The 11,131-nt window shown below is 70.5% G+C and carries 14 protein-coding genes; 13 read left to right on the forward strand and 1 reads right to left on the reverse strand.

Translation table 11 applies throughout. The annotated features are described in order from the left end of the window. Window positions 1–60: 60 nt before the first annotated feature. The 11 genes from ABZS66_RS08240 to ABZS66_RS08290 all read left to right on the forward strand — a co-directional run bounded on the left by ABZS66_RS08240 (window position 61) and on the right by ABZS66_RS08290 (window position 8,111). A complete protein-coding gene (locus ABZS66_RS08240) occupies window positions 61–555 on the forward strand; it encodes a MaoC family dehydratase (RefSeq protein ID WP_354756337.1) in 495 nt (164 codons plus the stop codon). A gap of 19 nt (window positions 556–574) precedes the next feature. Beyond that, entirely contained in the window at window positions 575–1,336 is a 762-nt protein-coding gene (locus ABZS66_RS08245) for a DUF695 domain-containing protein (protein WP_354756339.1), read from the forward strand. Window positions 1,337–1,448: 112 nt separating this feature from the next. Further along, window positions 1,449–1,937, forward strand: coding sequence for a hypothetical protein (locus tag ABZS66_RS08250; RefSeq protein ID WP_354756340.1), 489 nt, complete (start codon window positions 1,449–1,451; stop codon window positions 1,935–1,937). Window positions 1,938–2,117: 180 nt separating this feature from the next. Beyond that, the gene (locus ABZS66_RS08255) at window positions 2,118–2,735 is read left to right on the forward strand and encodes an RNA methyltransferase (RefSeq protein ID WP_354756342.1); all 618 of its coding nucleotides are present in this window, start codon (window positions 2,118–2,120) and stop codon (window positions 2,733–2,735) included. Window positions 2,736–2,780: 45 nt separating this feature from the next. Continuing rightward, window positions 2,781–3,461: a DUF6758 family protein gene (locus ABZS66_RS08260; protein ID WP_354756344.1), complete on the forward strand. Its 681-nt coding sequence runs from the start codon at window positions 2,781–2,783 to the stop codon at window positions 3,459–3,461. Window positions 3,462–3,592: 131 nt separating this feature from the next. Next, the gene (locus ABZS66_RS08265; RefSeq protein WP_354756345.1) at window positions 3,593–3,751 is read left to right on the forward strand and encodes a hypothetical protein; all 159 of its coding nucleotides are present in this window, start codon (window positions 3,593–3,595) and stop codon (window positions 3,749–3,751) included. A 5-nt stretch (window positions 3,752–3,756) separates the two neighbouring features. Continuing rightward, window positions 3,757–4,584, forward strand: coding sequence for a PH domain-containing protein (locus ABZS66_RS08270; RefSeq protein ID WP_354756347.1), 828 nt, complete (start codon window positions 3,757–3,759; stop codon window positions 4,582–4,584). A gap of 92 nt (window positions 4,585–4,676) precedes the next feature. Then, the gene (locus ABZS66_RS08275; protein WP_238016430.1) at window positions 4,677–5,279 is read left to right on the forward strand and encodes a SigE family RNA polymerase sigma factor; all 603 of its coding nucleotides are present in this window, start codon (window positions 4,677–4,679) and stop codon (window positions 5,277–5,279) included. Between the two features lie 2 nt (window positions 5,280–5,281). Then, window positions 5,282–6,481, forward strand: coding sequence for a hypothetical protein (locus ABZS66_RS08280; protein ID WP_354756348.1), 1,200 nt, complete (start codon window positions 5,282–5,284; stop codon window positions 6,479–6,481). Between the two features lie 14 nt (window positions 6,482–6,495). Further along, a complete protein-coding gene (locus ABZS66_RS08285) occupies window positions 6,496–7,344 on the forward strand; it encodes a PHP domain-containing protein (RefSeq protein WP_354756349.1) in 849 nt (282 codons plus the stop codon). Further along, window positions 7,341–8,111 carry a TetR/AcrR family transcriptional regulator gene (locus tag ABZS66_RS08290; RefSeq protein WP_354756351.1) on the forward strand — a complete coding sequence of 257 codons (771 nt, stop codon included), beginning with the start codon at window positions 7,341–7,343 and terminating at the stop codon, window positions 8,109–8,111. Before ABZS66_RS08285 ends, ABZS66_RS08290 begins: the two co-directional genes overlap by 4 nt. 34 nt (window positions 8,112–8,145) lie before the next feature. Here the strand turns inward: ABZS66_RS08290 and ABZS66_RS08295 are convergent, their stop codons facing one another. After that, a complete protein-coding gene (locus tag ABZS66_RS08295) occupies window positions 8,146–9,387 on the reverse strand; it encodes a glycoside hydrolase family 18 protein (RefSeq protein WP_354756353.1) in 1,242 nt (413 codons plus the stop codon). A gap of 112 nt (window positions 9,388–9,499) precedes the next feature. Here ABZS66_RS08295 and ABZS66_RS08300 point away from each other — a divergent pair, with 112 nt between their 5' ends. After that, window positions 9,500–10,117, forward strand: coding sequence for a MarC family protein (locus ABZS66_RS08300; protein ID WP_354756354.1), 618 nt, complete (start codon window positions 9,500–9,502; stop codon window positions 10,115–10,117). A 43-nt stretch (window positions 10,118–10,160) separates the two neighbouring features. After that, complete coding sequence (locus tag ABZS66_RS08305) at window positions 10,161–11,009, forward strand: PD-(D/E)XK nuclease family protein (protein WP_354756356.1); 849 nt, start codon at window positions 10,161–10,163, stop codon at window positions 11,007–11,009. The last annotated feature ends 122 nt before the right edge of the window (window positions 11,010–11,131 follow it).

Raw genomic sequence — 11,131 nt, forward strand, 5'->3', positions numbered from 1 at the left:
GGCCTCCCGGGGCGCCCTGCATGCTTCGGCCGAGAGCCACCGACATCGGAGGAGCGAAAGATGCAGTTCGGCCGATACTACGAGGAATTCGACGTCGGCGCGGTCTACCGGCACTGGCCCGGCAAGACGGTCACGGAGGCGGACGACCATCTGTTCTGCCTGCTGACGATGAACCATCACCCGCTGCACATCGACGCCCACTACGCGGAGACGTCGACGCAGTTCAAGCGCAACGTGGTGGTCGGCAACTACGTGTACTCGATCCTGCTGGGCATGTCGGTGCCCGACGTGTCCGGCCGGGCCATCGCCAACCTGGAGGTCGAGTCGCTGCGGCACACCGCGCCGACCTTTCACGGCGACACCGTCTACGGCGAGACCGTCGTGCTGGACAAGCGCGAGTCGGCGTCGAAAGATGACCGCGGCGTCGTAACCGTGGAGACCAAGGGCTACAAGCAGGACGGCACCCTTGTCTGCGTCTTCCGGCGCCGGGTGATGGTGCCCAAGAAGTCGCACGCGGGCCCGGAGATGCCGAGCTTTCCGGAGCCCAGACCGTAGTTCGTCAGGGAGGACGGCTGTGGGTTTGCTCCGCAGGCTGCTGGGTCGGGAACAGGCATGGGTCGAGCGCTGGGCGGTGTACCCCGGCGAGGTCGGCGGCCATCTCGCGATGTACAACATCGACCTCGGCGCGGTGGAGGCCGCCCCGGTCGCCCGGCTGCCGCGCCGGCTGGACGTCGAGTTCCGGTACAAGGGCGAGGGCGCGACCGGCATGCCCGACGCCGCCGAGCTCGGCGCGATCCACGCTCTGGACGAGGCGGTACGGCAGGCGCTGCGCACGGTCAAGGGAGCGCTTGTCGGCCGGGTCCTGTCCGGCAACACCGGCCGCATCACCGGCTACCTGCCCGACGGCGCGAGCCCGCCACCCCTCGCCGACGTGCCCGGCCTGACCCCGGAGACCACGCTGACGCCGGATCCGGGCTGGACCCGGGTCCGGGAGCAGCTGACCCCCGACGCCTGGCAGCGCAACATCATGGACGACAACCAGGTGGTGCAGGAGCTCGAGGCGCACGGCGACCGGCTCAGCACCCCGCGGGCCGTGGAGTTCCTCGCCTACTTCCCCGACCCCGACCGCGCCGAGGTCGCCGCCCAGGATCTGCGCACCGACGGCTTCGCAGTCACCGTCGAGCGCGGCGACGAGGGCGATTTCGTGCTCCAGGCGATCCGCAGCGACGCCGTCGAGCCGCCCGCCCTGCACGAGGTCACCTGGAAGGTCCGGGGCGTCGTCGAGCGCCACGACGGGCTCTACGACGGCTGGGGCTGCATGGTGCAGACCGGCTGATCTCAAGTACCTCGGGCGACCGTTCCAGACGGCGTGCGCGGTCAGGGGTCAACCGGTCAATTTGCCCGCAATCCGCGGAATTCTCGGCATACGCTCGTTGTGGGAGGTTGTCATGCCGAGCCAGTCCGCATCCAGCCACTTGACCCGCGTCGACCTGCCCCTGCGGCGGGCGGAGTGGGACCTGCTCGTCCGGCTTCCCCGTTGCGTGCTCGTCGCCGCCTGTGCGGGGGACGAGCAGGTGGACGCCGTCGCCGGCGTCGAGGCCATCGCCGCCGGTCAGCGGTCGCGCGCCCTGCTGGTGCGCGGGGTGGTCGCCGCCATCTTCGCCGAGCAGCTCACCGACGCCGACATCGACGCACGGTCGGCGGACGCTTCCACGGTACTGGCGGACTGCGGCCACGCCGTGCGGCTGCTGGACGAGCGACTGGGCGCCGACGTCGCCCACGCCTACGGCGAGTGGCTCATGGACATCGCTGCGAGCGTCGGCCGCGCCGCCTGGCAGCCGGGCGTGCTCCGGCTGGGCGGCATCGACGTGCAGCTGGCCGAGCGGCGGTTCGTCAACGCGATCGGCCAAGAGCTGGCCCGTGCCCTGCGCCGCTGAAACCCCCGGCGCACCGGCGCGGTCCTGGGACGCCGGTCGGGTGAGCTGAACAGCCTTCTCATCCGGCCGGCCTCCATTTTCCTCGGGCCGCGTTTTCCTGGGCCGTGGCCTTCGACTTCTGGGCGGCTTTTCCTTGGGCCGCGGCCTTCGGCTCTTGGCCGGCTAGTACCGTCTGCGGCGATGGAGCCAGACGTCGAGTTCGCGGTGGGCGTGGGTCCCTGGCCGGGGCCCTGGCCGGACGAGCCGCACTACGACCCCGACCTGCTCGCCGAGGGTGATCGGCGCAACGTCGTCGACCGGTACCGCTACTGGCGCCTCGACGCGATCGTCGCCGACCTCGACACCCGCCGGCACGGCTTCCACGTGGCCATCGAGAACTGGCAGCACGACCTGAACATCGGCACCGTCGTGCGCAACGCCAACGCGTTCCTGGCGGCCGAGGTGCACATCGTCGGGCGGCGGCGATGGAACCGGCGGGGTGCCATGGTCACCGATCGCTACCAGCACGTGCGCCACCACGCCACCGTGGAGGAGTTCCTGGCCTGGACCGAGGCCGAGGACCTGCCGCTCGTCGGGATCGACAACCTCCCGGGCGCGCTGCCGCTGGAGCGGGCCCGCCTGCCGCGGCGCTGCGTGCTGCTGTTCGGCCAGGAGGGGCCCGGGCTGTCCGAGCCGGCCCGGCTGGCGTGCCGGACGGTGTACTCGATCGCGCAGTACGGCTCGACCCGCTCGATCAACGCCGGTGTCGCCAGCGGCATCGCGATGCACGCCTGGATCCGCGAGCACGGAAACCAGTAGCCCAAGGGTGCTCCAACCCGGCTCCGGAGCCCTTACCGTGGGTATATGGGCGTCGCAGTCAGCTGTCCCCGTTGTGGCGGTCCGGTGCGGCCGCCGGACCTGATGCACACCGAGTGGCGGTGCGATGACGACGGCGCTGTCCTGCCGTTGCACGTGGCCCACCACATCGGGCCGGAGATCGTGGAGGCCACCCGCGCCAAGCTCGTCGCCGCGGCCCAGCGCAACGGCGACCGGCGGCCCACGCCGATGTGGTGCCCCTGGCCGCTGCCCACCGGCTGGACGGTGACCGGCGTGGGGGTGGTCGGTGACGAGCGCTCGGGGTACCGTGCGACCGCCCTGGCCTGCAGCGGACCCGGCCCCGTCGAGCACGGGCCGGCCGACTGCGTGATCGTGGCGGAGGAGCCGGGCGTCGGCCTGGGCAACCGCTTCGCCGGCATGCCGGGCACCGATCCCGGCCCGTTCTTCGACGGTGACCTGGCGACCACGACCGCCCACGCGAAGGTGCGGGCGGCGGGCTGGCCGACCCCGCTGTGGATGGCCAAATCACCCGAGGATCGCTGCGCCTACGTCGGTGAGGCGATGGGCATGTGGATCTACGTGGTGACCTGGCCGGCCGCCGCCGGATATCTCCTCGAGGAAGGGCTTGACCTGCACGATCTCACTGACGATGTGCCAACCCATCTCGTCTTCGGCGCGCCGTCGCCCTATCTTCACGGCAAGGCGTAGACACTCGCGACTAGGATCAAGGTCCGAGTCGATGTCGGCGCGGCAAACCTTAACCGTCAGCCGGGCGACTGATACGCTGAGTTCGCTGCAACGGGGGTGCACGACGTTGTAGCGAGAGGGGATTGACGGCGATGGTAAAGAAGGTCCTCACCTGGGGAAGCATTGCCTTCCTCATCTTCTTCGTGGCATATCGGCCGCAGTCCGCGGCGGAGGTTTTCAAGTCCATCGGTGGCGGGATCATGGACATCGCCATCGGCTTCGGTGACTTCTTCTCCAGCCTGGTTGCCTGACCGCCATGACCACCGGGCCCGAGCCTCCCGAGGACGAAGGGCGTTCGCGCCGCTTCGAAGATCGTGACACGGAGCCGATCCCGCGCGCCCGGCCGAGCGAGCCCCCCTCGGCGCCCAGCTATCCCGAAGACTTCGACGACGCGCCCTACGACCCGCTGACCGACGGCGTCTACGCCGACCGGGCCCGCTATGACGGGCCGCCCTCGTTCACCGAGGACGAGTTCGCGGGCCTGCGCGGCGGTGAGGCCCGCCCGGTCCCGGTCGGCAGCCGCGTCGCGCCCCTCGACGAGGAGGCGAGCCGGCACGCCGCCCGCTACCTCTTCCCGACCGAGAAGTTCCGCGGCGAGTGGAAGCGGCACTGGATCCAGCTGGCCAAGGAGGGCCTGGTCGCGATCGGTGCCACCATCGCGATGGGCTACGTCGCCGGCTGGCTGACCAAACACAACCAGACCCAGCTGCGCACCGCGGTCCTCATCATCTGGGCCCTCGTCATCCTGTGGTGCGCATGGCGCGTCGCCGACTGGTGGTATGACCGCTTCATCCTCACCAACAAGCGGGTCATGGTCGTTTCGGGGATTTTCACGCGCAATGTGGCCATGATGCCGTTGCTGCGGGTCACCGACATGAAATACGTGCAGTCATTGACCGGCCGCATGTTCGGATACGGGCATTTCGAGCTGGAGTCCGCGGGTCAGGACCAGGCGCTGCGAAACATTCGCAACCTGCCCAATCCGAATGAGCTCTATCTGCGGATCGTCGAGGAGATGTACGAGCCGGAGGCCGTCGAGGCGCGGCTCGGGCGCGCGGCGACCAGCGAGGATGACGGCACCTGACAGATCGCCCGGAAAAATCTTCCGGTCGGCTGCAACCGTGACCCACCCCCACCGCGTCTTCGAACGTGGGCGGTCGGGGGAGGGGAGCGGCGGTGCCGGACGAGGCGGTATTCCGTGAGGAAGAGTTCCGTGAGTTCGTTGCACAGCGATCCGGTGCGTTGTTGCGCACCGCGTATCTGCTGGCGGGAGACTGGGCAACCGCTGAGGATCTGTTACAGATCGCGCTGACCAAGACCTTCCTCGCCTGGAAACGGCTCGGCCACATCGATGCGGTCGAGCCCTACGCCAGGCGCGTGCTCGTGAACACCTCCACCAGCTGGTGGAGGCGGCGCTGGCACGGTGAACGCCCGACCGAAGTACTCCCGGAGAGCCCGGCCGCCGACAAGCTCGAGGAGACCCTCGAGCGCGACGCTCTGTGGCGCCACGTGCGCGCGCTGCCCAACCGGCAGCGGGCCGTGCTGGTGCTGCGGTTCTACGAGGACCAGTCCGAGGCGGAGACCGCCCGGCTCCTCGGCGTCTCGGTCGGCACCGTGAAGAGCCAGGCCTCCCGGGCACTCGCCACCCTCCGCCAGCGTCTGAGCGCCGAGGGTGTCGAGCCGGCCGCTCGTGTGCAGCCGGCCAGGCCGCCAACCGTGACGATTCCGCGGCCTGCCGCTGTAGTTGACGAGCCCGTGGAAGTGGGACTGGGGACGTGACCATGCTGGAAGACGCACTCCGCGATACGTTCGCGGCCAAGGTTGGCTCGACGCCACCCGGGTCGCTGGACGAGATCGCCGATGCCGCCATTCGTGGCGCCGGACGGATCCGCCGACGGCAGCGGGCGGTGACCGGCGGGCTCGCCGGGATCGTGGTGCTGGCGCTGGCCGCCCTCGCCGTGTTCCAGATCGTCAGCCCGCAGCACCCGGGCGGCGCCGGCCCGGCCGACGACCTGGCCCTGCCGCCGCGCACCGACGTGCCGTCGCAGGCCCCCACGAGCACCGCCGTGCCGCCGCAGGCGGCCCGCGAGGTCGACGGCTACACCGGGACCGCGCAGCCCACCAAGACCGTGCGCATCCAGTTCCCCGAGAGAGGCTCGGTCGCCGCCGCCTACCAGGCGAAGGACGGCTATCTGGTGATCAACAACCAGCCCGACGGCGACAAGCAGCTCGTCCTGCAGAACGACAAGAACAAGCAGCAGGTGCTCGTCGAGGAGGCGCACGACATCGCCGTCGACAACGAGGGCGATCAGGTCGCGTGGGCCGACGAGGGGACGATGACCGTCGCCACGCGCAGTGACGACACGCAGCAGCTGACCAAGAGCAACACCACCGACGTGCCGGCGACCGCGGTCCCGGTCGTGTTCGTCGGGCACGACCTCGTCCTGGGCAAGGAGGACGGCAGCGCGTTCGACGTGTGGTACACGAGCCGGAAATATGAAGAGAAGTGGGACCAGAGCGTCCTGCGGGTCTTCGGCGCCCACCCGGACGGCAAGAGCATCTATGCCGAGGTGCGGGCCCAGACCAACGAGCAGGCCATGTGCCTGGCGCTGTTGTCGCTCGCGCAGCCGTTCAAGGTGAAGAACCGCACCTGCGGCCTGCCGAGGGCGGCGAAGGCCGGCAGCCGGATCTCGCCCGACGGGCACTGGCTCGCCTACCCCGTCGAGGGTCAGAAGCAGGTCGCGATGCTCGACCTGACCTCGGTCTTCACCCCCGGCAGCAAGCCGCCCGTGCTCTGGGACCTCACGGTCACCACCAAGACGGTGTGGCTCAACGCCACGACGTTCCTGGTGGACAACGGGACGCGGTTCCAGGCGCTGTACCCCGACGGCAAGTCCGAGAACCTCGACCAGACGAGCGACGGCGTGGTGCTCATCGAGCCGCTGACGACGACCGGCGCCACGCCCAGCGCCACCGGCTGACTACCCTGGATCGGGTGCGGATCGATCTCCACGCCCATTCGACGGCGAGCGACGGGACGTCGACCCCGGCCGAGCTGGTCGCCGAGGCGGCCGCGGCCGGGCTCGACGTCGTCGCGCTCACCGACCACGACACGACGGCCGGGTGGCCCGCGGCGATCGCCGCCCGCCCGGCCGGGCTCACCCTCGTGCCGGGGGCCGAGCTGTCGTGCCGGTGGCACGGTGGGCCGTGGCCGATCTCGCTGCACCTGCTCGCCTACCTGTTCGACCCCGCCGAGCCGGCGCTCGCGACCGAACTGGCCCGGGTGCGGCTGTCCCGCGAGACCCGCGCCGAGCGGATGGTCGACCTGCTCCAGGCCGACGGCATCGACGTCACCTGGGACGAGGTGCTCCAGCACGCCGCGGGCGGCACCGTCGGCCGGCCGCACCTGGCCCAGGCCCTGATCCGCCGCGGCCTCGTCGGCACGGTGTCGGAGGCGTTCGAGCCGGAGTGGCTCGGGCGGCGGTACCGCGTGCCCAAGGAGGACATGGACGTCTTCATGGCGCTCCGTCTCGTCCAGGGGGCGGGCGGCGTGCCCGTCTTCGCCCACCCGCGCGCGACGACGCGCGGCCCGGTCGTGCCCGACTCCCTCATCGTCGAGATGGCCGGCGCCGGCCTGTTCGGGCTGGAGGCCGACCACACCGACCACACGCCCGAGGAGCAGCAGCACGTCCGCGCCCTCGCCGGTGAGCTCGGGCTGGTCGTCACCGGCTCCAGCGACTATCACGGCCACAACAAGACCGTCCGGCTCGGTGCCCGGACCACGCGGCCCGCGGTGCTGGAGCGGATCGTCGCCGCCGCCTCCGGAAGCGACGTGGTGGGGTGACCACCGAGGCGTACAGCGGCTCGGGCGATCCGCGGCGCAGCATCGAGCTGCTGTGGGGCACCGGCCCGGCGCCGAAGCGGGGGCCGAAGCCGAAGTTCACGGTCGCCGGGATCGTGGCGGTGGCGGTGTCGCTGGCCGACGCGGAGGGCCTGCCGGCCGTCTCCATGCGCCGGGTGGCCGAGCAGCTCGGCGTCACGGCCATGTCGCTGTACACCTACGTGCCGAGCAAGGCCGAACTGCTCGACGTCATGGTCGACACGGTATGCGCGGAGGCCGTCCCGCCGACGTTCGTGACGTCCGGATGGCGGGACCGGCTGCACGAGGTCGCCAGGAACAACTGGGAGTTGTACCGCAGGCATCCGTGGCTGCTCGAGGTCGCCACCACACGGCCGGTGCTCGGCCCGAACGTCATCGCGAAGTACGACTTCGAGCTGCGGGCCTTCGACGGCGCCGGGCTGTCCGACATCCACACCGACATGCTGTTGACCCTCGTGCTCAACTACGTGGCGGGCGCGGCCCGGGCGGTCGTGCAGGCCGACCAGGCGGAGGCCCGCACCGGCATGACCGAGGAGGAGTGGTGGAGCACCTACGGCCCGCTGCTCGGGGAGGTCCTCGACCCCGACCGCTGGCCGACGGCCGCCCGGGTGGGGCAGACGGCCGGCGAGGAGTACGGCGCGGGTGACCCGCTGCGGGCCTACGAGTTCGGGCTGGAGCGCGTGCTCGACGGGATCGCGGCCCTGGTAGGGGCCTCGCCGCGGCACCGGTGACCCTGCGGCGCCGCGGCGAGGGGGCTTGCTCCTCCTAGCGGAGGGTCGTGTAGATCGTCTTGGTCAGCGTGCCGTTGGCGTCGTCGCCGTCGAGCGACCACACCATCGCGCCGCCGTAGCCGCCGAGGCGGATGTACAGCGACTTCTGGGCGACGACGAGCGGGTCGTCGAATGTCCAGAACGTGGTGCCGTTGAAGAGCCATGCGCTGCCGGACAGCGGGTCGTGGTACACCTTGTAGCCCTGCTGCGGCAGCGTCGCCAGCACCTTGTAGTCCTCGTTGCCGGCGGCCCACGTGGCGGGCGCCGGGCCGGTGGCCGGCTGGAACAGGCCGCGGTTGGCGTTGGTGACGCCGGTCCAGCCCTGCCCGTAGTACGGGATGCCGAGCACGAGGGCCTTCTTCGGCGCGCCGCGGTCGGTGTACGCCTTCAGCGTGGTGGCACCGCTGAAGTCGGGCGTGGTCGGGTTGTTCCGCGGGATGAACAGCGCGGACTGCTGGTTGGTGGTCGTCTCCCACGTGCCGTGGAAGTCGTACCCCTGGATGGTGGCGAAGTCGAGGTACTTGAAGATCTTCTTGACCTCGAAGCCGGCGTCGATCTTCACCGGGTTGGCCGGCAGGAACGCCGTCAGCGTCGCCTTCTTGCCGAGCTGCTTGCGGAACTCGGCGACCATGAGCGTGAAGTTCTGCTTGTCCTCGGGCCGGATCACGTTGCCCGGGTTGCCCTCCGAGCCCGGCCACTCCCAGTCGAAGTCGAAGCCGTCGAAGACGCCGGTGTTCCAGAACGTCTCGATGCAGGACTTGACCAGGGCCTTGCGGGACTCGTCGGTCAGCACCGCGTTGGAGAAGTTGGCCGACAGGGTCCAGCCGCCGAGCGACAGGAGCACCTTGAGGTTGGGGTGCTTCTTCTTGAGCTTGAGGAGCTGGTTGAAGTTGCCGGCGAGCGCCTGGCCGGGCTCGTCGGCGACGCCGTCGACGCTCTCCTCGGCGCTGACGGGGCGCTGCCAGTCGGCCCACGGGTCGGCGGACGCGCACTTGCCCGATGCGTCGACGTTGCCGAAGGCGTAGTTGATGTGGGTCAGGCGAGCGGCCTGGCCACTCGTCTCGAGGTTCTTCACGTAGTACTGGCGGCCGTAGATGCCCCACTGGATGAAGTACCCGACGCGCTTGTACTGGTCCTGGTGGGGTGACGAGTGTGCGGAAGCGGTGCCCGGCACGAGCGCGATCGACGCCAGTGTGAGGGAGACCGCGGCCCCGGCCAGGAACGAGCGTTTGCCCATGCACCCTCCATGACTGTTAGGAAACTTCACTGTTGACTGGCAACGTAGGGGCACAGTTCGATGCCGTCAAGGCTTGGTGGTTCGACGGGGGTGGATCGCGGACAATTCGGCCGTGGATCTGAAGCTGCTCGGCGAAGTCTTCGTCACCCTGCTCGTCATCCTGGACCCGCCCGGCGCGGTGCCGATCTTCCTCGCCCTGACCGGGACGATGACGCGCGAGCACCGGCACAAGGCGGCCCTGCAGGCGGTCGCCCTGGCGTTCGGGGTGATCGTCGCGTTCGCGCTCGTCGGCCGGCAGATCCTGCAGTACCTCCACATCGATCTCCCGGCACTCCAGGGAGCCGGCGGGTTGCTGCTGCTGCTGGTCGCGCTCGAGCTGCTGACCGGCAAGACGGACGACCCGCGCAACGAGGTGACCTCGAACGTGGCCCTCGTGCCCCTCGGCACGCCGCTGCTGGCGGGTCCGGGCGCGATCGTGGCGACGATGCTCTTCGTCCGCCGCGCGGACGACTGGTCGGGCTACGGGGCCGTGGCGGTCGGCATCGTGGCCGTGATGCTGGTGGTCTGGCTGGTCCTGCGCTTCTCGGGCATCCTGGTGCGCATCCTGCGCCCGAGCGGCATCGAGGTACTGACCCGCATCGCCGGCCTGCTCGTCGCGGCCATCGCCGTGCAGCTCCTGGCCGACTCCATCGGGGCCTTCGTGACCGAGTACCTGCACCAGCCCCACTGATTCCGGTTTTGTCGTACCTGGGTGGCAGGATCTGGGTGTGGACATGGAGCAGCTCGGCCTCTTCGCCCCGCCCCGGCGGCTGTTCACCTGCACGCCCAGCAAGCTGGGCAGCTACGAGGACTGCCCGCGTCGCTACCGGTTCTCCTACGTCGACCGCCCGTCCCCGCCCAAGGGCCCGCCGTGGGCGCACAACTCGCTGGGTGCCTCGGTGCACACAGCCCTCCGCAGCTGGTATGCGCTGGATCCCGAGCGCCGCACCCCGTCCGTCCTGCCGAAGCTCCTCCAGGCGACCTGGGTCAAGGAGGGCTATCGCGACGAGGAGCAGGAGCGCGAGGTCTTCCGCCGCGCCCTGACCTGGCTGGAGTCCTACGTGGACTCGCTCGACCCCCACGACGAGCCCGTGGGCGTCGAGCGCACGGTGGCCGCCCGCACCGAGACGCTGGCCCTGTCCGGCCGCGTGGACCGCATCGACCAGCGCGGCGATGAGCTGGTCATCGTCGACTACAAGACCGGCCGCACCCCGACGACCCCGGACGAGGCACGCGGCTCGCGCGCCCTGGCCCTGTATGCGATCGCCGCCGAGCGCGTCTTCCGCCGCCCGTGCCGCCGCGTCGAGCTCCACCACCTGCCGTCGGGCACGGTGGCCGCGCACGACCACACCCGGGAGTCCCTGGACCGCCACCTCCGCCGCGCCGAGGAGACGGCGGCCGACATCCTGGCCGCCGAGGCCGCCGTGCAGGAGGGCACCGACCCGGACACGGCGTTCCCGACGGCCTCGGGTTCGTGGTGCTCCTGGTGCGACTACCGCAAGTCCTGCCCGGCGGGCCAGGAGCACCCGGCCCGCGACCCCTGGACGGCCATGGACCGCCGCCCCGCGCCGGAAGACCTCTGACGGACCGCTCGGAGGGTGTACGGCCCGGCCAGACGCAGCGCCAGTCACACCTTCGGCTCGCGGTGCTCGGCTCGCGGTGCTCGGCTCGCGGTGCTCGGCTCGCGGTGCTCGGCTCGCGGTGC

The organism is Dactylosporangium sp. NPDC005572 (genome assembly GCF_040605515.1).
Classification (GTDB): Bacteria; Actinomycetota; Actinomycetes; order Mycobacteriales; family Micromonosporaceae; genus Dactylosporangium.

Bases quoted from the DNA above. Each gene is read 5' to 3' on its own strand.
- ABZS66_RS08240 (WP_354756337.1), top strand. From the start codon at position 61: ATGCAGTTCGGCCGATACTACGAGGAATTCGACGTCGGCGCGGTCTAC.
- ABZS66_RS08250 (WP_354756340.1), top strand. From the start codon at position 1,449: ATGCCGAGCCAGTCCGCATCCAGCCACTTGACCCGCGTCGACCTGCCC.
- ABZS66_RS08255 (WP_354756342.1), top strand. From the start codon at position 2,118: ATGGAGCCAGACGTCGAGTTCGCGGTGGGCGTGGGTCCCTGGCCGGGG.
- ABZS66_RS08260 (WP_354756344.1), top strand. From the start codon at position 2,781: ATGGGCGTCGCAGTCAGCTGTCCCCGTTGTGGCGGTCCGGTGCGGCCG.
- ABZS66_RS08265 (WP_354756345.1), top strand. From the start codon at position 3,593: ATGGTAAAGAAGGTCCTCACCTGGGGAAGCATTGCCTTCCTCATCTTC.
- ABZS66_RS08270 (WP_354756347.1), top strand. From the start codon at position 3,757: ATGACCACCGGGCCCGAGCCTCCCGAGGACGAAGGGCGTTCGCGCCGC.
- ABZS66_RS08280 (WP_354756348.1), top strand. From the start codon at position 5,282: ATGCTGGAAGACGCACTCCGCGATACGTTCGCGGCCAAGGTTGGCTCG.
- ABZS66_RS08295 (WP_354756353.1), bottom strand. From the start codon at position 9,387: ATGGGCAAACGCTCGTTCCTGGCCGGGGCCGCGGTCTCCCTCACACTG.
- ABZS66_RS08305 (WP_354756356.1), top strand. From the start codon at position 10,161: ATGGAGCAGCTCGGCCTCTTCGCCCCGCCCCGGCGGCTGTTCACCTGC.